This window comes from Mycoplasma sp. HS2188, from assembly GCF_025209835.1.
In the GTDB taxonomy this organism is placed as follows: Bacteria; Bacillota_I; Bacilli_A; order Mycoplasmatales; family Metamycoplasmataceae; genus Mycoplasmopsis.
The window spans coordinates 100,139-123,229 of record NZ_JAOAOI010000001.1; the positions used below are offsets into that span (position 1 = coordinate 100,139).

Annotated in this window: 18 protein-coding genes; 9 read left to right on the top strand and 9 right to left on the bottom strand. The window is 29.7% G+C overall.

From position 1 onward, the window contains the following. Nucleotides 1–3 precede the first annotated feature (3 nt). The 6 genes from N1F73_RS00485 to gyrA form a co-directional block, all read right to left on the bottom strand. Nucleotides 4–828 carry a nucleotide exchange factor GrpE gene (locus tag N1F73_RS00485; RefSeq protein WP_260359406.1) on the bottom strand — a complete coding sequence of 275 codons (825 nt, stop codon included), beginning with the start codon at nucleotides 826–828 and terminating at the stop codon, nucleotides 4–6. Next, nucleotides 828–1,835 (bottom strand): heat-inducible transcriptional repressor HrcA, encoded by a 1,008-nt coding sequence (gene hrcA, locus N1F73_RS00490; protein WP_260359407.1) that lies wholly within the window; start codon nucleotides 1,833–1,835, stop codon nucleotides 828–830. Before hrcA ends, N1F73_RS00485 begins: the two co-directional genes overlap by 1 nt. Before the next feature lie 378 nt (nucleotides 1,836–2,213). Continuing rightward, nucleotides 2,214–2,426 (bottom strand): 50S ribosomal protein L31, encoded by a 213-nt coding sequence (gene rpmE / locus N1F73_RS00495; protein WP_259290222.1) that lies wholly within the window; start codon nucleotides 2,424–2,426, stop codon nucleotides 2,214–2,216. A gap of 20 nt (nucleotides 2,427–2,446) precedes the next feature. Continuing rightward, on the bottom strand, nucleotides 2,447–3,043 hold the full coding sequence (gene rpsD, locus N1F73_RS00500) for a 30S ribosomal protein S4 (RefSeq protein ID WP_259290223.1): 597 nt from the start codon (nucleotides 3,041–3,043) through the stop codon (nucleotides 2,447–2,449). 193 nt (nucleotides 3,044–3,236) lie between these two features. Next, nucleotides 3,237–4,793, bottom strand: coding sequence for an MAG5620 family putative phospho-sugar mutase (locus N1F73_RS00505; RefSeq protein WP_260359408.1), 1,557 nt, complete (start codon nucleotides 4,791–4,793; stop codon nucleotides 3,237–3,239). 2 nt (nucleotides 4,794–4,795) lie between these two features. Next, nucleotides 4,796–7,474, bottom strand: coding sequence for a DNA gyrase subunit A (gene gyrA / locus N1F73_RS00510; RefSeq protein WP_260359410.1), 2,679 nt, complete (start codon nucleotides 7,472–7,474; stop codon nucleotides 4,796–4,798). 242 nt (nucleotides 7,475–7,716) lie between these two features. On the opposite strand from gyrA, the gene cypl reads away from it, so the two are divergent. From cypl to N1F73_RS00535, 5 genes are all read left to right on the top strand, one after another. Further along, nucleotides 7,717–9,066, top strand: coding sequence for an ABC transporter thiamine pyrophosphate-binding lipoprotein p37/Cypl (gene cypl, locus N1F73_RS00515; RefSeq protein WP_260359411.1), 1,350 nt, complete (start codon nucleotides 7,717–7,719; stop codon nucleotides 9,064–9,066). Continuing rightward, nucleotides 9,050–9,799 (top strand): phosphonate ABC transporter ATP-binding protein, encoded by a 750-nt coding sequence (locus N1F73_RS00520; RefSeq protein WP_260359412.1) that lies wholly within the window; start codon nucleotides 9,050–9,052, stop codon nucleotides 9,797–9,799. Before cypl ends, N1F73_RS00520 begins: the two co-directional genes overlap by 17 nt. Next, nucleotides 9,763–11,511: an ABC transporter permease subunit gene (locus N1F73_RS00525; protein WP_260359413.1), complete on the top strand. Its 1,749-nt coding sequence runs from the start codon at nucleotides 9,763–9,765 to the stop codon at nucleotides 11,509–11,511. The genes N1F73_RS00520 and N1F73_RS00525 overlap by 37 nt, the downstream gene beginning before the upstream one ends. Before the next feature lie 78 nt (nucleotides 11,512–11,589). Continuing rightward, entirely contained in the window at nucleotides 11,590–12,990 is a 1,401-nt protein-coding gene (gltX, locus tag N1F73_RS00530) for a glutamate--tRNA ligase (RefSeq protein ID WP_260359414.1), read from the top strand. Beyond that, nucleotides 12,981–13,385: a hypothetical protein gene (locus tag N1F73_RS00535; RefSeq protein ID WP_259290229.1), complete on the top strand. Its 405-nt coding sequence runs from the start codon at nucleotides 12,981–12,983 to the stop codon at nucleotides 13,383–13,385. The genes gltX and N1F73_RS00535 overlap by 10 nt, the downstream gene beginning before the upstream one ends. Before the next feature lie 225 nt (nucleotides 13,386–13,610). On the opposite strand, the gene metK is transcribed toward N1F73_RS00535, so the two are convergent. After that, on the bottom strand, nucleotides 13,611–14,741 hold the full coding sequence (gene metK, locus N1F73_RS00540; RefSeq protein ID WP_396888670.1) for a methionine adenosyltransferase: 1,131 nt from the start codon (nucleotides 14,739–14,741) through the stop codon (nucleotides 13,611–13,613). A 307-nt stretch (nucleotides 14,742–15,048) separates the two neighbouring features. Here metK and rpmF point away from each other — a divergent pair, with 307 nt between their 5' ends. The 4 genes from rpmF to eno all read left to right on the top strand — a co-directional run bounded on the left by rpmF (nucleotide 15,049) and on the right by eno (nucleotide 19,471). Further along, the gene (rpmF, locus tag N1F73_RS00545) at nucleotides 15,049–15,249 is read left to right on the top strand and encodes a 50S ribosomal protein L32 (RefSeq protein ID WP_259290231.1); all 201 of its coding nucleotides are present in this window, start codon (nucleotides 15,049–15,051) and stop codon (nucleotides 15,247–15,249) included. A 98-nt stretch (nucleotides 15,250–15,347) separates the two neighbouring features. Next, nucleotides 15,348–16,958 (top strand): hypothetical protein, encoded by a 1,611-nt coding sequence (locus N1F73_RS00550; RefSeq protein ID WP_260359416.1) that lies wholly within the window; start codon nucleotides 15,348–15,350, stop codon nucleotides 16,956–16,958. Beyond that, the gene (gene thiI, locus N1F73_RS00555) at nucleotides 16,948–18,096 is read left to right on the top strand and encodes a tRNA uracil 4-sulfurtransferase ThiI (protein WP_260359417.1); all 1,149 of its coding nucleotides are present in this window, start codon (nucleotides 16,948–16,950) and stop codon (nucleotides 18,094–18,096) included. The genes N1F73_RS00550 and thiI overlap by 11 nt, the downstream gene beginning before the upstream one ends. Before the next feature lies 1 nt (nucleotide 18,097). Beyond that, a complete protein-coding gene (eno, locus tag N1F73_RS00560) occupies nucleotides 18,098–19,471 on the top strand; it encodes a phosphopyruvate hydratase (RefSeq protein WP_259290234.1) in 1,374 nt (457 codons plus the stop codon). A gap of 131 nt (nucleotides 19,472–19,602) precedes the next feature. Here the strand turns inward: eno and N1F73_RS00565 are convergent, their stop codons facing one another. Both N1F73_RS00565 and ileS read right to left on the bottom strand, forming a co-directional pair. Beyond that, on the bottom strand, nucleotides 19,603–20,352 hold the full coding sequence (locus N1F73_RS00565; protein ID WP_260359418.1) for a signal peptidase II: 750 nt from the start codon (nucleotides 20,350–20,352) through the stop codon (nucleotides 19,603–19,605). After that, a complete protein-coding gene (gene ileS / locus N1F73_RS00570) occupies nucleotides 20,345–23,023 on the bottom strand; it encodes an isoleucine--tRNA ligase (RefSeq protein ID WP_260359419.1) in 2,679 nt (892 codons plus the stop codon). The genes N1F73_RS00565 and ileS overlap by 8 nt, the downstream gene beginning before the upstream one ends. Nucleotides 23,024–23,091: the final 68 nt, after the last annotated feature.

Sequence of the window (23,091 nt, forward strand, 5' to 3'; positions counted from 1 at the left end):
AATTTATTGTTCTTTTTTACTCAAAACCACTATCGCAGGTTTTATTACTCTATCAAAAAGCATGTAAGCATCAGAATTTACTTTCACAATTGTATTTGCTTCTTTATCGTTATCAATAACAAAGTCGATTGCTTTTTGAGAATTAGGATCGAATGCATCTCCAATATTTGGTTTAACAATTTTGAGTCCATGTGAGCCAAAGACATTTTCGACCATCGATAAAACCATTTCAAACCCTTTAACATAGGTCTTGACGTTATTGTCGGGAGTATTAACCCCTGATGCAATTGCCGCTTTTAATGTTGAATAAGGATTGCTAAATTCTTCAAAAAACTTTTGCAATGCATATTGTCTAATTTTTTTAATTTCGTCTTCAGGAACTGTAATTCTTTTGTTTTCGGCAATTTTATTAGATAATTCACGCACTTTTTCTTTTAAATCTTGATTAATTTCTTCCAAAACAACAAATTTTTCGTTCAGTTGTTTATTGATTTTGGTTAAATTTTCAATTTCTGTGTTCAAATTGTCAATCTTTTGTTGCTCTTTGTTTTCTTTTTTTGAATAACGTTTTTTGAAAGTAAGGTTAAAAATTTCAATATTTAAAGTTTTGCCTTCAATATCAGGGTCATTTGTATTCTGAAATAAATGAGGAATAGTGTATTTTTCCATTCATCCAGCTTGAATGATTTTATCATCAACATCTGGGGCAATTTGATTTTTACCTAATGTCATCAAAAAATTACGTTTTGTTAATTGTTTGATAATTTTGCCTTGATTAAATACTTTAACGTCAACTTTTATTTTTGAACCCAATTCTAATTTTTTCATTATTTTTCTCCTTTATCGATAATTAAATCTTCTAATAATTTGATTGCTGCGATTGACTTATGATAATTCATTCTATTTGAGCCAACTAGACTTATCTCTCTAATTTTACTGTCGCCGCCTTCAATTTTCTTAGTAATTATTGAGCTATGATCATCACGTACTGATATTTTAAGTGTTGAATCATCATCGCTCTTGTCTCCTTCAATTGTTTTTCAAATTGATTGATTTTCTATTAAATATAAAATGTTCGAAAGATCTCTACGTGATATTTCGTCAACTAGAACAATTTTATCTTTTCCATATACAACGTTTTTGTTTTGCAATTCAAAGTCAAATACATTATTAACCATGCTTTCAAGTATTGATTCATAATTTTTAATTTGTGCCGCTAAAATTGGAGCTAGACTATCCGCTGTTTCTCTTAATTTTAAAATTGGAACATTAATCATTCTCTCTTTAAAAATTCTAATAGCAATTCTTAAATCCTCCATGTCGCTTTTGGTTAAATCAATATTTACAGTTTTATGGCTTACTTCACCAAATGAAGTAACTAAAACTATTGTTGCCATGTCGTTACTCAACGGAACTAATTGAATACTTTTTAATGTTGAGTTTTCGTTAGTTTCACTGGTAATTAATGTTAATCCTATTGTGTCCGAAATAGCTTTACATGCTTCTTTAATTGTTTCATCAACATTGGCTCGACGATTAGCAAAAATATCTTTAATTTTTTCTCTTAATGAATATGAATCGTGAAGAACAAGGAAATTTGCATAGTATTTATAACCCTTAACTGAAGGGATTCTACCACTTGATGTATATGTTTTTTCTAAATATCCCATTTGTTCTAAATCGTTCATAATATAGCGAACTTTTGCGCTTGAAAATTTAATACCAAATCTTTCAACAAGTGTTGTTGAACCGACTGGTTGTCCTGTCTCAATATACAAATCTATAACTGATTTTAAAATCAATCGTTTGTCTGGATTTAAATCATAATTATTCATAAAATTATTATACCATTTTTTAGCAAATTTACCTTTTGAGTGCTAAATTTAGTTCAAAAAAATGTGAGTATATTATTGAAATAAAAGTTTAAAGCTTTAAGAAAATTAAAAATAATTAAGAGCTTTATTTTTGGCTAGCCTTAAATTAAACACGCAAACGCTTTAGTAAAACAAGAACAATAAATTAAAGGGTATTTTATTCAAAAAGCTGAATATTTTATTGATTAAACTACTGAATTTATTGATATTTTATGTTTTTTGTTGGCAATACTATTCGTTCAATTTATTGACTTTTAGGTCAGTATTATTTTATTTGTTTTTGTGCTATGTTTTAGCATAACAAAAACAAAAAACGCCAATTGGCGTTTTAGTGAAAAATTATTTTTTGCCTGATTTTGCAAGACGTTGATTAAATTTGTCAATCATACCTGTTGCTTTAGTTTTAGCTCTATCACCTGTGTAGGCTACGTGGCAACCTGAACAAACGTCAACTGAAATTGATGATTTTGTTGTACCGAATTCGAATTCTGTATTACATGTTGAACATACAACTTTAACAGTGTTGTATTTTGGATGTATATCTTTTTTCATAAATGTCTCCTAAACCTTAATTATTTTGAGTAGAACTCAACAACTAGGTTTTCTTTAATTTCTGGTAATACTTCAGTTCTTTCAGGTAGACGATCGAAAGAAACTTCGAATTCTTTTAATGTCATTCAGCCTGCTGTACGTTTTTCAGCTAAGTTTGCTGTAATTTGTACATTTTTTTGTGATTTTTCTTTTAGAGCAATTTTTTGACCAACTTTAACTAACATAGATGGAATATTTGCTTTTTTACCATCTAATGTAAAGTGGTTGTGAGCAACTAATTGTCTTGCTTGTCTTCTTGTGTTAGCAAAACCAGCACGGTATACTAAGTTATCTAAACGTGATTCAAGTAATTGAATTAAGTTTGTACCTAAAACACCTTTGATTTTTGCTGCTTTTTCAAATAATTTTCTTAATTGTTTTTCATTTAAACCATAAACAAATTTAACTTTTTGTTTTTCGTATAAGTGTAGACCGTAGTCTGATAATTTTACACGTTTGTTACCGTGTTGTCCTGGTGCGTAAGATCTCTTTTTACCTTTTGAAAACTCTTTACCTGTTTCCAAAATTGAGAAACCGTAACGACGTGATTTTTTAAAAACTGGACCTGTGTATCTCATGTTTCCTCTTTCTGCATAAAACGTCAAAAGGGATAATCTCCAGCTAATTAATATTTGTTTAATGATTTCGGTTTTCAGCAATCCTACTTTCAAATCCATTATGAACAAATATGTCATAGCCATGGTTATCAGCTGTAATATGCTTTTGAATTATAATATAAATGCAAATTTATCAAAACAGATAATTTCATTTTTAAATAGACATTTTTTGCTTTTGTTTTTCTATTTTTTTCTGTTTTTTTACATAATTTCTAAGATTGTTTGTTATTTTTCAAATTTTAAACTGTATATTCGAGTGATCTAAGAATGAATAATTAGAGCGATATTCGTATATCATACACATTTTTAAATCAACGCAAATCTTGCTTTTATAAAAGTCATAATAAATTAATATTTCGTGTTTTTTAATTGTTTCAACTCTAAATAAATAATATTTACCATTATCCCATTTCTCAATAACTTCCATTTGAGCTCATTGCTTGTCTTTTTTACCGTTGTATAAATTTCTTATAAAACTAGAAATGTATTTTATGTTTTTGGGCTGTAATTTATATTCTTCATGTTTGGTCTTAACAACGCCAAAATTTTCTATCAGTTTGTTGTATCTAAAACTCAATAAATTATTTCTATTAACATATGAATTTAACATTCATTGTAGACAAGCGAAAAAATAATAATTGTTAAACTCTAGGGAATATTTGGGGTTAGGAATAAAATTATTTTCAGTGTAAGCAAAGACAAAATTTTTGTCGTCTTTATACATTCTATAGGTGTTTTCGTCAAAATATTCTCATTCAATATGGTATTGAGATAACAAATCCTTAACAGCATAATTAGCAGTATAAGGAATTAAAATTTTGAATTGAGAAACATCAACTTTTCCTCTCTTATATTCTTCTAAATAAAAATCAAGATAAAGAAGGGCAAGAAAATTAGAATTTAGAAAACGGTATTTATTGTTAATCAATAAACCGACATTTAACTCAGATAATTCATCTATATGGAAAATGTTATTTATGTTTCTTTTTAATAATCTTCTTTTATTAAACCAAGTTAGAAATTTTAAAAACTTAAAACTGTGCGCTTTCCGAGTGGTTTTGAATGTATCTTCACTGCCGTTATTGATTAGTAATTTTTCCAAAATTTTTGAATTACTTTTAACTGTGTATGAAAGCAAGTGAGTTGATAAATATCTTTGCTTAATGTTTAAAAAAGGTTTCAATATTTGTTCTTTGGAGGTCAATAAATCACAGTATTTTTTATACTCAATTTGCTCGAATGGTTGCAATTCATAATCAATATTAAACACTGGATTTTGATCATAAATTTGAGTGATTTCTTCAATGTCTTTCTCGTTCAAATTTTCAAAATTTTTGTCCTTGATTTGCACTTTTACAAACTTGTTTTTAACAGAAATACTGATTTTAATTAAATAATCTATCGGTTCATTTTTAACAACAAATTCATCAACCATTAGTGGAATAGAAATGTGCTTATCAAATTCGTATATTTTGTGTCCTTGTTGTTGTAAAAAACACGCTATTTTACTGATATACTGATTTTGTGTTACTCCTTCAATTGAAATTAAAATATTTGAATTAGCTTCAATAACCGAATTAATTCCTTTTGCTAACAAAATTAATGAAGACTTAGAAATTGGTTTTTTTTCTGTTTTTTGTTTAAAAATTAAAGAATTATTGACTAGCATCAATAAATCTTTAGGGTTATTTTTATTTGAATTTAATTTCATAATTATTGAGTATCGTTATTAGTTTGGGTTTCTGTTACATCATCTTCATTTTTAATAATTTCAACAGCTTGGATTGTTTCTTTGTTTTTTAAATTAATTAGTTTAACACCTTTGCTTGCTCTTCCAACAACCGAAATATCTGCTATTTTTGTTCTAATTGTTGTTCCAGATGAGGTGATTATCAATAATTCGTCAGTTGGATTAACGAAACGTGAAAAAACAATGTTTCCGGCCAACTTAGTATTAATACCTTTGACACCTTTTCCACCACGTTTAATCAATCTAAATTCATCATGTCCGGTCAATTTGCCATAACCATGACTACCAATAGTCAATACGATATCACCTTCCAAATTCGACGAAGCAGAAACAACATATTCATTTTCATCTAAAGCAATACCTTTAACACCATACGCAGTTCTTGATAGTGGGCGAAAATCTGATGAAAGAAACTTAACAACTCTTTCGTTACTGTTTGCCAACATAATTATTGCATTATCATCAACTTTTAGAGCTCTAACCAATTCGTCGCCTTCACGTAAATTAAAGGCATATTTACCACCAACATTGATTCTTTCATACTCTTTAAGAGATGTTTTTTTAATAATACCTAGTTTTGTGGCAGTGAATAAATACTCATTTTCGTTATATTCATTAATTGGCAATATTGAGACAATTTTTTCATTGTCTTTTGTGTTAAGAGTTGGTACTAAATTGATAAAAGGTACTCCTTTTGATTGTCTAGATAATTCAGGTATTTCGTGTGCTCTAATTCTATAAACACGAGCTAGATTTGAAAATAGCAATAAATCTGTGTGTGTTGAACAGGTAATAAGAGACGAAATATCATCGTCGTCATAGGTTTTCATTGTTGTAATACCAACCCCACCACGTTTTTGTGTTTTATATTCTTCTAAATCAATTCTCTTTACATATCCATTTGAAGAAGTGGTAATTACAATGTCACGCACTGGAATCAAGTCTTCGTCAGTTATTTCACCACCGGCTTCTAAATCAATTTGAGTTCTTCTTTCATCTGAGTATTTTGATTTGATTTCGTTTAATTCATCAATAATTAATTGAATTAATTTATCGTGATTTGCCAAAATTGATTCAATACGTTCAATTTCCGCAATCAATTGATTCATTTCTTCAATCATATTCTCAATAGCAAGACCTGTTAAACGACCTAAACGCATATCAACTATTGCTTTAGTTTGTCTTTCACTTAAATCAAATCGTTTTCCTAGACGTTCTTGTGCTTCAGCATCGTTTTTAGATGACTTAATAATTTTGATAACTTCATCAATATTTTCAACCGCAATTTTTAGACCTTCAAGAATATGCAATCTATCTTTTGCTTTTTCCAAGTCAAATTTCAGTCTTCTTGTCACAACTTCTTCTTGATGTTTTAAATAAACTTCAATAGCTTCTTTGATATTTAACAATTTAGGTTCGCCTTCAACCAAAGCAACAAAGTTTACATTATAGTTAAGTTGCAAATTAGTTTGACGATACAATTTATTCAACAAAATGTGTGGGTTTACATTTCTTTTTAAATCAATAACTATTCTGATTCCTTCTCTATTTGATTCATCACGTAAATCAGAAATTCCCTCAATTGACTTGTCTTTTACTAACTCAGCAATTTTCTCAATAATTGCTGTTTTTTTAACTTCGTAAGGAATTTCGGTCACAATGATGCGAGACTTACCATTTTTAAATTCTTCAATTTTAGACACTGAACGCATTGTAATTGAACCTTTTCCGGTCTTATATGCATCTCTAATACCTTTAACACCTAAAATTGTGGCCCCCGTTGGAAAATCAGGACCTGGTAAAAATTTCATTATTTCATCAATAGTTATTTCAGGATTTCTAGCTAATGCAATAGTAGCATCAATTGCCTCGCCTAAATTGTGTGGCGGAATATTAGTTGCCATCCCAACCGCAATACCAGAACCACCAGTAACTAGCAAGTTAGGAAAACGTGATGGTAAAACAACCGGCTCTTTTTCGCTGGCATCATAGTTATCGACGAAATCAACAGTATCTTTTTTAATACCGTCTAGCATTTCAGATGCAACCTTACTCATTCTCGCTTCAGTATAACGCATAGCAGCAGCGCCGTCGCCGTCAATTGAACCAAAGTTACCGTGACCATCAACTAATGGATAACGCATTGAAAATTCTTGTGCCATACGCACCATCGCTTCATAAACTGATGAATCACCATGTGGGTGATATTTACCTAATACGTCACCAACGATACGAGCACTTTTTCTGTGTTGACTTGAATATGTGATACCTAATTCACTCATGTCATAAAGAATACGTCTATGTACTGGTTTTAGTCCATCTCTTGCGTCTGGAAGGGCTCTAGAAACAATAACACTCATTGCATACTCAAGAAATGAATTTTTCATTTCACGATCAATTTCAACTGGATGCAAGCCATCAGTTGGAGTGTCAATAATTTGTGATTGAACAACATAGTCTTCTTTGCTTTGTGGGCTACGTTCTTCTTCCTCGTCCGCAACTTCTTCTACTTTTTCTTCCTTAAACGCTACGAATAATTCTTCATCAGGAATTGAATTTTCATCAAATTCCTCAATTTTTGGCTTATTTTGCTCATTTTCAATAGCGATTTGGTCTTTTTTATCTTCTTTATTATTGGACATTTTGTTCTCCTTGCTATTAATATTAAATTTTAATATTTAAATTATACAATAGTTAACTAATATCTCTTATATTTACTACAATTTGAAAATTAAATATTTAAAGTAAAGTAAATAATTTCACGCTCGTTTATAATTATAATAACAAGGGTGCTGGTAAAACGGCTGAGAACATACCTATAGCGGATCATGGTAATTCATGCGTTGCTAGTTCTTTAAATATTATTCCTTGTTAAGGAGAAATAATGAAAATAAATAAAAAAATAGTGTCATGACTGAGTCCGTTGGTTATGTCATCTATTTCAGTATTGGCAACTAGTTGTATTAATAAAACAGTTGAAAATAAAAATGATATTGCCGACAACTGAGACACAAATATCACAATTGTAAACTCGTGAATAAATCCAGGTTTTAAATCTGAAAACGACAAAGGTCAAAGCGAAATTGAAAAAAACTTTTTAACACTATTGGCTCAAAGATTCAATGATTTTAAAAATAAGGATGAAGAAACAAAAGATTTACCTGATGTTAATTTCTTTATTGAAACAAATCAAGACAAGGACACATTTTATAGTAAATTAGAGAGTAATAATCCTACACTGGATTTGATGATTGCTAACTATGCTACTTATCTTAATTCATTTGCCGATGAAACCGGCAAGGTAAATGATCTACACGGTATTAAACTAGTTTCACAAACAAGCACATTAAAATTCAATTGACAAGGCAGCGATAATGACACATATTCTAATGGTTTAAGCGATGATAAATTACGCCAGGCCGCCGATAGAAACAATCAAAGTTGAGTGAAAAATACTGGATATGAATATCCAGATTGGCAACAAGCTGTCAGTGAAAAAAAATTGAGTTTTGACGGTTCTAAATTCATACAATTTTACGAAAATAACGCCTTGACATATGTATATCACGGGGCAATTTATATCGCAGGAAATAAAGCACAAAGAGATCAAATAATTCAAGATTGAAATAATAAAGATTGAGATGCGTTTGTTGCACACGGTATAGCATTCAAGAAAAATACAAGTTCTGGTGGTTATAAATACCAAGTTGCTCTTTTAGCAAGACACTTCAACAAATCTTTAAGAGAAATTAACACATATTTAGAATCAGATTCAGAAAACATCATTAAAGGTCAATCAATTCAGGACACACTGGGCAAAAGACATAGTTCAAACATAATTCCTTTAATTGGTTTTGATGATGAAGGAGTGTATAACTGAACAAACAATGCTAAACATGATACATATTTCAAACCTGAAGGTTTTGTGTCAAATCAACCATACGATAGCGAAGATAACGTTGTGATTAGAACACTAACCCTAACTAATCCAGCAGCTTATGATGTTGTTTTAGCACGTACAGGAATTAGTCAAAAACAAACAGATTTAATTTCTAAAGCCCTTAATTCACTTTCACTAAACGAAAACACTTATGGTATCTACACTGGCTATAATAAATTTCAACCTCTTGATTTAGAAACATTCCAAAAATTTATGTATTTACAAGTACAAGCTGAAACAAAAAATGATAAAAATGTTTCAATACCGGAAATAACCGATGCAAGAAATAATTAAAATTAATGATCTTAGTTTTGCATATAACAAAAAATCAGAATTTGTATTGCAAAACATAAATTTAAAAATTGAAAAAGGTTCAGTGGTTGCCATTATTGGGCCTAGTGGTGTGGGAAAAAGTACATTATTTAAATTAATCGTTAAGGCAGTTAAACCGCAGAGTGGTTATATTGAAGTTTTCAATCAAAACATAAACGAAATCAGTAAAAAACATTGAAAAAAAATGATGAAAAAAATCGGGTTTTTAACCCAAAAAGCCAACTTGATCAACACTGAAAATGTCTTTGAAAATATCAAGCGAACCAATGTTAATTATTCAAATTTTTTTCAAAGATTTTTCGGAATACTGACCAAAAAAGAAAAAATTAAAATTTTTCAAACTCTTGATGAATTAGGAATTTTAGATAAATCTTTTTATCGTGTTAGCGAATTGAGTGGTGGACAACAGCAACGTGTTGAAATAGCTAAATTATTGATTCAAAATGTGGATTTAATCTTAGCTGATGAGCCAACGTCAAATTTAGATAACCAAACCAGCCAAGATGTTTTGGAATTGTTAAAAAAATTAGCTAAGCAAGGTAAAACCATATTAGTTAACATTCACGATTTAAGTTTTATCAAATCGCACTTTACACACGTAATTGGCATCAAAAACAAACAAGTTGTTTTGGCTAAAAAAACAAGGGATGTTGAACAATGAGAACTTATTCAAACAGTGAAAACAACTCAATAATAAAAGAAAAAAAATTATTTCGCTACAGATACAAAAGTTTAAAAAGTAAGCAAAAAACAAGTTGAAAAATACATCCAATTTTCATTCACTTGATAATATTGTTGGCAATTGGTTTATTAGCGTATATTTTCTACGAAAAATCTAGTAAATTAAAATTTGATAATACTGGTTTTATAGTGCAAAAAATACAGAATTTATTCAGTTTTGGCACTAAAAGCTATCGTCTCACTGGGCGTACTAGCGGTGAATACACTTCACTATTAATGGATTCAATTACTGCTCTTTGAATATCAATAAAATTAGGTTTAGTGGGGACATTTATCGGGTTTATTTTAGCTGTTGTTACGAGTGTATTATCTTTTTCAAAAGCAACCAATAAATACAGTGCATTTGCTTTTAAATCCATAATTTTGATTTTAAGAGCAATGCCTGAACTTGTGTTTATTAGAGTAATTACTTTTACAGCTCGTAATGAATTGAGTTTGCTATTGGTGTTTGTTTGATTTACTTGGTTGTGATTACATAAATACTATATTGAGATTTTTGAAAATGTTGATTTAAGCCCTTATTGAAATTCTATAAGTCAAGGCAACAATAAATTCAAGGCTTTTTATAAAGAAATATGACCAAGAGTCAAACATAGAATTTATTCATTGTTTTTGTTTTCTTTTGAGTCTAATATGCGTTGATCATCAATTTTAGGTGCCCTATCACTTCCTGGAATTGGTGTGTTAATTTCATACGGTGCTAGTCAAACTGCCAATTTTAAAGAATTAGGTATTCCGCTACTTTTTCTAATGTTGTTTATTGTCTTTTTAGAAATAATTAATATTCTTTTTAAAAAATATTTAATTGAGGCCAAAACAAAGAAAATTTCAATAAATTCGCAATTTAAATATATTAATTACAAACAATTAGCAAGACAATTGAATGTAAGAAAAATCGTTTATTCAGTGATATTTAGTTTATGTTTAATAGTAACTGCTTATGTACTAATAACAACTAAATGGCTTTTCTTTGAATTGTCGGCCACAAAAGGTTTTTTCGAATACTTTTTTAGACCGGATTTTACAGTTTTTGATTTCAGAAGTTGAAATTTAGCCAATCCGTTCTATGTTTTATGAGAATCAATGTCTTTTACAATTCTCGCTCTCATAATTTGTCTGCTTTTAACTCTTATTTCAATAAGATTGCAGTCGCTACACCTAAATAATAAATACTGAGCAATCACATGAAGAATACTCAATGTATTGATACGATTAGTGCCAACAATTGTGTATTTCTTCGTTTTGCAACCATTATTTCAATCGGCATTGTTTTTGATAATCTTAATTATTTCATTGCACGAAATGTCAAGTATTTCGAAACAATTAACCGAGGCTATTGATAATTTAGATGAGGAAATAATTTTGAATATGAGACTGCAAGGTTTTAGTAATAATCAAATTTATTTCAAATATGTTTTACCAGCCATTAAATTTGACTTTATTGCTTTATCATTTTTCTATTTTGAACTAATTTTTAGAAATTCAATAACATATTCAATTTTTGCACCTTCACAATTAAACATTGGAACTAAAATTTGAACTAATTTGAATACTAGAAATTATCATCCCGAAATAGCTATGGCCTACACATGACTGGCAACTTTTGCAATATTATTGATAAATTTTGTTGGAAAAACAATAACAAAACGATTAAAAACACATTAAACACCTTAATTGGTGTTTTTGTTTTGTTTTTAATCTAATATTAATATAAAATTTATAAATAGATTTTAAAGGAGTAGTATGACCAAAAAAATTAGAACAAGATACGCACCCAGTCCAACTGGTTATTTACACATTGGGGGAGCGAGAACAGCATTATTTTCTTACTTATTTGCTAAACATTTCAATGGTGAATTTGTATTCAGATTGGAAGATACCGATGTGAAAAGAAACGTTGAAGATGGCGAAAGAAGTCAGTTAGAAAATTTAGCATGATTAGGAATTATTCCTGACGAAAGCCCATTTAAACCTAACCCAAATTGTGGTAAATATAGACAAAGCGAAAAATTAGATAGATACCGTGAAGTAGCACAACAACTGCTAGATGCAGGACTAGCCTATAAAGCTTATGACAATAGTGAAGAATTAGAAGCTCAACGTGCAGAAAGCGAAGCTAAAGGTATGCCGTCATTCAAATATGATAAAAATTGATTAAAAATCAGTGATGAAGAGAAAATGAAACGTGAGCAAAATGGTCAATTTTCAATTAGATTGTCGATGCCGAAAAATAAAGAACTAGGTTGAGATGATTTGGTAAGAGGCCCTATTTCATTTAATTCATCAGATATCGGTGATTGAGTTATTGTTAAGTCTGACGGCTATCCTACATACAATTTTGCAGTTGTTATTGATGACCATGATATGTCAATATCGCACGTTTTACGTGGTGAAGAACATATAACAAACACACCTAAACAACTTGTTATTTATAACGCTTTAGGTTGAGATGCTCCTTCATTTGGCCATTTAACTGTTATAACAAATATGGAAGGTAAAAAACTTTCAAAAAGAGATACATCATTAAAACAATTTATTGAAGATTATAGAAATGAAGGCTATGTTCCCGAGGCAGTATTCAACTTTTTAACCTTGCTAGGTTGAACATCTGAAGATGCAAGCGAAATAATGTCTAAGGAAGAAATCATTGCAAAATTTGACCCACAACGTCTTTCAAAATCGCCATCAAAATTCGATATTGTTAAAATGCACTGATTCTCTAAACAATATTTCAAAAACCTTGATAACACCTTAATCGCTAAGAGTTTAAATATTGATATTAATCAAGAGTGAAGTAAATTATTCATTGAAACATTTAAGGAAAGTGTTGGTACAATCAGTGAATTAAAAAATCACCTACTTATGTATAAAAACACTCAAGAATCACCAACATTTGAGTTAAATGCTGAAGAAATTAATGTAGTTAAAGAATTTTTTGCACAATTAAAAGACTTAGAGTTTTCAATTGAAAACATTCAAGCAGCAATCAATGAAACTAAACAAAATCTAAAAGTAAATGGTAAAAAATTATTTATGCCAATTAGAAAAGCAACAACCTTCGCTGAACACGGACCTGAATTAGCCAAAGCAATTTATCTTTTTGGTAAAGACAAAATTATTGAAAGATTAAAAATATGACAATAAAGTTTCGCTCCGATTACAATCAAGAAGGTAAAGAACAATTTACCGAATTTGAAGCAGAAGCAAAATACTCAAAACAAATAATTAAACACCCACTGGAAAATAAAGAATTTGAATATGATATCTATGAATTTAGAGATCCACAGAATCAACAATTAACCAGAATTGAAATAAATCCCAAAAGTGTTAACGTTATCACTAGTAATGCTACCTTGCAACTGCGCTTCAAAAAATACCATGGTGGTTCACAAATCAATTTAGACAAAAATAAATTATTTTTAAAAACGCTAATGGATAAATGTATTGTCGATCCGGAAAAAGCCCACTTTCAATATGAATTATTCAGTATCGCCGACCAACCTATGGGTAAATTTAAAATCACAATTTCTTATAAATAAAAACAGGGAGACAAAATGTTCTCTCTGTTTTTATTTACCAATAAAGAAATTAAGCTTGTTCTCTAGCTGCTCTACGAGCATCTCTAGCTTGCTCTTTTTGTAATTTGTGTAATCTTTTAGCAGCACGTTCTTTGTTTTTTTGTCTAACTATTTTTCTCATAATACTCCTTCATCATTGTTGTGTGGTTAATTTAACATAATATGTTTGAAATTATAACATAATGATTATTTGTTAGTTTTTAAATATTCTCTAATTTCGTTGATTTTATTCAATCTTTCTCAAGGTAAATCAAGATCATCTCTACCAAAGTGCCCAAAATAACTTGTATCGCCAAAAATAGGAGATTTTAAATTTAAGTCTTTAATTATTGCTCTTGGTCTTAAATCAAAAACATTTTCTACTATTTTCTTAATTAAAGCATCATTTACTTTATTGTCTGTTTTGACACTAATTGAGACCGGTTCAGCAATACCAATCGCATATGAAACTTGAATTTCAAGCGAATTACATAAAGAACCTTCCGCAACGATGTTTTTTGCAATTCAGCGACAAGCGTAAGCGGCAGATCTATCAACTTTAGTTGCGTCTTTACCGCTGAATGCCCCACCACCGTGGCGAGCATAACCGCCGTATGTATCAACAATAATTTTACGACCAGTTAAACCAGTATCGCCAATTGGTCCGCCAATTACAAAACGGCCTGTTGGGTTAATTAAAATTTTCTTTGGCAATTCTAAATTATATTCTGTCAAAACCGGTTTAATGATATTAGCTTTAATAAAGTCTTTAAATTCACTTTCAACATAATCATCAGCGTGCTGAATTGACATTAAAACCGTATCAACAGTGTTGTTTGAGTAGTTGATGGTTACTTGGCTTTTCATGTCTGCTTTAGCTCATTTAAATTCGCCACTTGTTCGTAATTTATCAGCCCTTTTCACTAACTCATTTGCTAAGGTAATTGCTAAAGGCATATAATTTTTGGTTTCGTTAGTTGCGTAACCAAACATGATGCCTTGATCTCCGGCTCCAATTTGATCTTCAGATAAAACCACACCTCGACTAATATCAGGGCTTTGTTGTTTAATATCAGTGATAAATTTAACATTTTCTATCGAATAACCTAGTTTTTCAAATACAGACTTAGCGATTGCGATAGCATCAACATTGGCTGTTGATGAAACCTCTCCAGCAACAATAACCATATTTCCTGTCGCCACTGTTTCGATTGCTGTTCTAGAGTTAGGATCTTGTTTTAAGTAAGCATCTAAAATACGATCTGAAATTTGGTCACAAACTTTATCTGGGTGTCCTTGTCCAACACTTTCAGATGTGAATAAATTCACATCATTTAAAATAATATTTTTGTTCATAAAAAAAACTCCTTTGTCAAATAAAACAAAGAGTAAGCAAAAAAAGTTTTCAACATGTTAAAGAAATCTCTTCCTGACTTTCCACCTTCCAAAATGGGGTTGGCATGCCTCAACGCTGTCGAGCTAGGCAACTCTTTATGTTATCTGGAATAATGTTACACTAATTTTCACGTAACAAAAAAATTTATATATTTTTGTTTTTTACTTTTACTTTTTGCATTTTGTCTTATAATAACTTTACGTTATTTTAAATAAATAATAAGATCTTATAATATTTGAAGGAGGAATAATGGCTATAGTTCCAAAACGTAAAACCTCGAAACAACGTAAACACAAAAGACGTACTCATGATGCGTTAAAAATCCAAAACCTTGTTTCATGTAAAAATTGTTCTAACTTTATCCAACAACATAGAGTTTGCCAATTTTGTGGATTTTACAGAGATAAAATCGTTGAAGGTTACAGAAGTATCAATTCTCGTAACAACTAATAATCCAGTGCACTTTTAAAAAAATCTGTTTAGCAGATTTTTTTATTTACTTTCGCATTTGTTTTTATAAATTATTCACTTTTATATAATATAAAAATATGAAGAGCAATTTAAACCAAAATTCAGTAATTTATATCTCTATGATTGGTGTTGTACTATCATTAATAGCAATGTTATTGATAGTTTTAATCATTTTATTCACACGTAATAATAACTTAAAAAATTACAAAAGAGAAATTAGTGAATTGTATGATAAAATGACCAAACAGTATAATTACACAAAAGTACGAACAATAAGATTTAAGGATTTATCGAATATCAATAGAGTATATCGTGATAAATATGAGAAACTTAAGGAACTATGAAATAAGAAAATCTACATTTTATACCATGAATTTGAAGAAAAGAATAGTCTTATACTTAAACACATTGAAAAACGTGACATAAAGAAAGCTAAGGCACTTAATTCAGAAATGTATAGCATTCACAAAAAATTTGAAAAGGCTTTCCTTAAAGTTCAATTAGAAACAGAACTCGATAATGTAAGATTCGAAGTAAATGAATTCTTGCTAACCAATGCCCAATCTTTTATTAAGGTTTTAAGAAAAATAATTAATAGTAATAAGAAAAAACTCGTTCGCTCGTATGATACACTGTCCAAGGAATTAGAAAACTTTAGAATTATTTTTAGCAATATTGAGAAAAATAAAGATAGAACAACACTGGATGAGATTAGTGATGCCTTAAGTCAGTATGACCCTAAATTAAGAATGTTTGGTCTTAAAGTTTCCCATGCATTAGTATTGGAAAAGTTGATTTTCAGCACTATTGTCAATATGTTAAAAAAATTATTACCGAATAATCAAAAAAGCGAAGATGTTTCTAATTTAGCGGCTTTATTAGTTAAAATACAGCGCAACTATTTAAATGAACCATTTCAAGACACAAACGATGAAGTTAAAAAATTACTGAATAAATACTATTATTTAAAAAATAAAAATAATATAGAAAATCAAATTGACGATTATATTGGTAATAATACCGTTAAAATACAGTCAATAATTGATAATGTAGAGCAAAAAATTAGTAATTTTGGTGTAATTAAAAGCGAACACAGACAGAAAAAAATTGCTGAACTTTCAGCACGATTTATTAACATAAAAAAAGATTTTGAATGTATTTTATCTCAAAAAAACGACAATAAAAATAACACAGTTTTTCTCGATTTTGACTCACTAGTCGATATCTCGATTAACTGAATAAATGAATTTAATAAATTGTCGAGATACGAGCAAAATGAATCGCTTAAACATGAGTATTTCAAATCTTATTGAACAACTCTTGAAGAGTGATATTATAGTCTTTTAACTAAACGCGAATTTTTAGAAAATACGACTGAAAATGATTTAATTTTTAGTGACTTAATTCGTTTTCATGAAGAAATCTTAAAAAATAAAACCACCTCAGCAAATGAGATGAACCTGTTTATTGAAAAATTACGAAATTTATATAAGGTTATTCAAAAAGCAAAAACATATAAATACATGACAACTGCACTAATGGATAAAATCAATAAATATTCAATAAACAACGAAAAAATAGCATTGAGATTACAAAATATTTCACACAAACTCGCAAATAAAGAATTTTCAAAAGCTTACGCAGATACAATACAGTTAATTAGGAAGGAAAAAATTAATGTACTCTAAAATTTTAATTAGATATGGTGAATTAACGCTTAAAGGAAAAAATAGACAAAATTTCATTGATGTTTTGGCGCGTAATGTTAAAAACATTACCGGTGAACGTCCTGATGCTAAATTCGACAGAATGTATTTAAGTTTTTCAGAAAAAAATCTTGAAAAATTACAATATGTTTTCGGAATTAGTTCATACTCACCAGTAATGGAGGTCGAAAATGACTTGAATAAAATTTTCGATTCTGCTAAATCATTAATAAAAATGGACACTAAAACATTTAAGGTTGCTGCCCGTAGATCAAATAAAAACTTTGAATTATCATCGCATGAAATCAATATGCAACTAGGTGCATTTATTTTAAAATCTTTCCCTAATATTAGTGTGGATGTTCATAACCCTGATCAAACTATTTATGTCGAAGTTAGAAATAAGTCTACTTACGTGTTCGAAAACTCATTTCAAGGTTTAGGAGGCTTACCAGTTGGCATTTCTGGTAGAGTTCTTCATTTAATGAGCGGCGGTATTGACTCACCTGTTGCTGCATTTGAATTAATGAAAAGGGGATTGGAAGTTTCATTTCTTTCATTTATTTCACCACCCCAAACTGACCAAAGAACTATCGATAAAATGAAGCAATTGATTGAAAAATTAAATAATTTTCAACCAAAAAGTATGTTTTATTTAATTGATTATTCGCAAATATTAAACTATATTTCATTAGTTTCAAATCCTGCTTTTAAAATAACTTTATTAAGACGAAGTTTTTACCGTTTAGCATCGACTCTGGCCGATAATTTACATTATATTGCACTATCAAATGGTGAAAATTTAGGACAAGTAGCATCGCAAACACTAGAATCTTTATCAGTAATTAATGCGTCAAGCTCAAAATTAGTATTACGTCCTTTACTGACAAAAGATAAAGTTGAAACAATAAACATTGCTAAAAAAATTGGAACTTATGATATCAGTATTGTTTCGGCAAATGAAACATGTGAAATGTTTGCACCCAAAGAACCTGTTACCAAACCTCGTTTGGAAGATGTTTTAAGTTTAGAAAATGAACTATTTGATTTAGAAAAATACGAAAGTAATATAATTAAAAACAACATAGAAGTATTAAAAATAGAAAAAAAAGGAGAATAATATGTCAAAAATAACAGATATTTACGCAAGAGAAATTCTTGATTCAAGAGGTAATCCTACAATCGCTGTTAAAGTAACAACCGAACTAGGTTACGAAGGTGTGGCTATGGTGCCTTCAGGAGCTTCAACCGGTACAAGAGAAGCATGTGAATTAAGAGATAAAGAATTTCCAGAATTTAAAGACAATTGATTTGGTGGTAAAGGTGTAATGAAAGCCGTTACAAACGTAAACCAAATCATCGCTCCGGAATTATTTGGACTTGAAGTTAGTCAACAAAGATTAATTGACATGACAATGGTTAAGCTAGATGGTACTAAAAATAAAACAAACTTAGGTGCCAACGCAATACTTGGTGTTTCACTAGCTGTTGCTAGAGCAGCTGCTGCAGAAGCACAATTACCACTTTACAGATACATCGGTGGAACAAACGCTAGAACATTACCAGTTCCAATGCTTAATGTTATGAACGGTGGTGCTCACTCATCTAACACCGTAGATATGCAAGAATTTATGATTATGCCTGTTGGTGCTAAAACCTTTAGAGAAGCTCTACAAATGGCTAACAAAGTTTTTCACAATTTAGGTAAATTATTAAAAAAAGAACACGGAACAACAGTTGGTGATGAAGGTGGATACGCACCTAACTTAAAATCACACGAAGAAGTTCTTGACTACATGATTGAAGCAATTAAAATTTCAGGTCTAGTTCCAGCCACAAGTGGTGAAAAAGCTGTTGCGATTGCAATGGACCCAGCTTCAAGTGAATTTTATGATGAAAGTTCAAAAAAATATGTATTCAAAAAATTAAAACAAGCAATCGAAGAAAAACGTCCAGGTTTTGATCATTTACAAGACGTAAAATTAGAATACACAACTGAAGAAATGGTTGATTACTACGAACAACTAGTAAATAAATATCCTATCATTTCAATCGAAGATGGTTTAGCTGAAAGCGATTGAGAAGGTTTCAAATTAATGAAACAACGTCTAGGTGACAGATTACAAATTGTAGGAGATGACCTAACTGTAACAAATCAAGAAATTTTACGTGAAGCAATTAAAAAAGATGTTATGAATTCAATTTTGATTAAATTAAATCAAATTGGTTCATTATCTGAAACACTTGACACAATGGAATTAGCTCACAAAGCAGGATTTACATGTGTTGTATCACACCGTTCAGGTGAAACTGAAGACACAACTATTGCTGATCTAGCGGTAGCTCTAAATACAGGTCAAATTAAAACAGGTTCGCTATCTAGAACAGATCGTATTGCTAAATACAACCGTCTACTTGAAATCGAAGATGAATTGGGTGAAACTTCTAAATTCGATGGTGATAAAACATACTTCAACTTAAAAAGACACGTTTAATTAAAAATAATAATTGGTATCAATTTTCCTTGATACCAATTTTTTTTATCTTCGCAATCAATTTATTGAAAAATTACAAAAAAAACACCAACAAACCATAAAGGATTGTTGATGTTTAATCACAAATCAAGTTAGGAAACTAAATTATGTTGATTTTGATTATTTGATGGATTAACTTTTTGATTAGCATCAGTGTTACTATCTTGATCGCTATTTTTATCAATTTTCTCTTTTTGCTCTCTAAAATATTCAGTAAATAAAGAAATTATTAGATAACCAATTAATATTAAAATCGAGATAATAATTAGCAGGTCAGCTACATTAAAAGTACCTAAATCACGTTTGGTTACTTTTTCAAAGTAAGGTAGATATAAAATGTCTTTTACATTTCCATCTCATAAAAACCTATCGGTCATATTACCCGCCGTGCCGGCCATAAGTAAAGCAATAATAGTTACTCATAAAAATGAGTCTAAAAAGAAAATAGATATAGTGAAAGTTAATAAAACTAGAACACTTATTATTTGAACAATGATAATAACAGCATCAGTTTTAAAGGGAATAATAGTCACACCATGATGGGGCACCAGACGAATTCCGAGGAAAGCACCTTGATAAACATAGGTTATATTTCCATCTTCATATGCTTGATATTGAGCTTCACCAGGGTAAAAATGAAATTTAGTGAATTGGTCTATGAAGTAAGCTGCAAAAGCAATCAATAAAAAGACTGCATATTTTATAAGTATTTTCTTTTTATTTTCTTTTCATCTTTTTACTGTGTAATTTTTGACACTAGTAAATAAGTCTTTAATGACCTGTTTGCGTTCTTTTCATGTTTTTTTAGGTTTTACTTTTGTACCGTCAACTTCTTTACTCATTTTTACCTCTGATATTCATTACTCTTGTACATAATGAACATAGACCATCAACTACATGATTTGGAATAAAGTGATTTCAACAACGCTCACATTTTACAGAGTCAAATGTTTCAATTTTCAATTCTTCGCCAAACTCAACAATACCAACCATTAATAATTGTTTTAAATCAAGTGACTCAATGAATTTTGATTTTGGTTTTAAGGTTAACTTAACTTCATTACTTCTTTTAATTAAACCTGATTTAACAGCACTTTCAATGGCTAAATTAACTTCATCTCTAAGCTCAAAAAACTCATTTCATTGTTCAATAATTTCAACATCAACTTCTTTTTCTCTTTGTAATTTTTCAAGATGTACAGAAATTTGTTTATTTTCTTTATTGAAATTATCATATGCATCTTCAGTTGTTGTCGGTAAAATAGGGGCCAAAATAGTGATTAGAAATTCAACAATCTCATAAAAATTAGTTAGGGTCATTTTACGGTTAATTGAATCAACTTCTTCAATATATAAGATGTCTTTTGTAAAGTTTAAATAAAAGCTAGATAACTCAATTACATAATTATTAATTAATTTTATTCCATTGATAAATTTGAACTCGTCAAAAGATTTTAAAACATTGGCTCTAATTTGCTCTAATTGCTCTTTGATGAATAAATGCACGCCTTTTCTCGGTAAATTAGGGTCATATTGGAATCCATCCAAATTCCCTAGCATAAATTTAATTGTGTTTCTTATTTTTCTGTATAAATCAGAATTTTGTGTCAAGATTGAATCAGAAATTGTAATGTCATTAGTGTATTCGCTATTAGCTACTCAGAAACGTAAAATATCTGCACCGTGTTTAGCAATAACTTTTAATGGGTCGACAGTGTTACCTTTTGACTTAGACATTTTTTCGCCTTTACCGTCTAAAACAAAACCATGTGACATTAAGTTTTTATATGGTGGAACAGAGCGAAAAGCAACAGAGTTTATTAACGATGAATTGAATCAACCACGATATTGGTCACTACCTTCAAGGTATAAATCATATGGTGGTTCAACATTTTCGTCGATTTCAACAGCCAGCGAAGTAGATCCAGAATCAAATCAAACATCCATGATATCCATTTCTTTAGTATATCCTTTGCCTCTAAATTCTTCTGGTAGCAATTTATCCGCTTCTTTTTCTCATCAAATATCAGCACCGTTATTTTCTATTAAATCAATAATATGATCAAAAATTTGTGCATTAAATACTGGTTTTTGGTCTTGATCATAGAAAATAATCAACGGAACACCTCATGTTCTTTGACGTGAAATAGTTCAATCATGGTTATTTTGAATCATGTTTGTTAAACGTTTTTTAGCTCATTCAGGGTAAGTATTAACTTTATTTAATTGAGCCAAAATTTCATCTCTAATTTTGTCAATAGAAACAAATCATTGTGGAGTACCTCTGAATAAGATTGGTTTATGAGTTCTTCAATCGTGTGGATACGAGTGATTGATTGTTGTTGCGTGGATCAATAATTTTTGTTCTTCTAAATATTCAGTTATTGATTTATCAGCTTTTGAATAAAATTGATTTTCGTATTTGCCGCCTTCAGAATTAATTTTTCCATCATCAGCAATATGCATAATCATATTTAATGAGTTTTTTTGCCCAATTAAAAAGTCATCCTCACCGAATAAAGGAGCAATATGAACTAAACCTGTACCAGATTCAAGAATAACATGGTGTCCAATAACTACTGGAGCTTCATTAGAATTAATTGGACTGGTATAAATAGTGCCGACTAAATCTTTTGATTTTAAAACTTCAATTGTTTTGTATTGTTTTCAGTCAAAAATCTGAGTTACTTTATCAACCAATTCTGTCGCAATAACATATCTTTGCCCTTCAAATTCAACAAGTGAATAATCAAAATTTTCCCCAATAGCAACACCGGCGTTTGCAATTAAAGTTCATGGTGTTGTTGTTCAAATAATTAATTTATCTCCTGGTTTTAATTTATCATTGACCGGTTTAGTGATTTCAAATGCAACAAAGATAGAAGGACTATCAATATCTTTATACTCAACCTCGGCTTCAGCAAGTGCAGATTGTGACGATGGAGATCAAAATACAGGTTTTAAACCTTTATAAACAAGTCCATCCAGAACCATTTTTTTAAATAAACGAAGTTGTTGCGCTACAAATTTTGGATCAAGTGTAACATAATACTTATTGAAATCAGTAAGAAGTTGCATTTGTTTAAATTGTTCCATTTGAATATTAACTTGACTCAAAGCATACTCTTTGGCTTTTTTACGTAAATCAAGTGGCGATAATTCATTTTTACTTAAATGAGCATCCTGCAACATTTTGTGTTCAATTGGTAAACCGTGAGTATCTCATCCAGGAACATATGGAGAATAAAAACCATTCATCGATTTGTAACGGACAATAATATCTTTTAAAATTTTATTCAGTGCATGACCTATATGTAAATTACCATTTGCATACGGAGGCCCATCATGCAGTATAAATTTTTCGTTACCTTTATTTTGTTCTAATACTTTTTGATATAGCTCATTTTGTAATCATTTTTCACGATACTCAGGTTCTTTTTTAACTAAATTAGCCCTCATTTCGAAATTTGTTTTCGGCATATTAAGTGTATCTTTGTAATTTTTTTCTGACATATGACTCCTTATTGTTAATTAATATCTAAAATTATATTAAAAATTAATATTAATATAAACATTAAAAT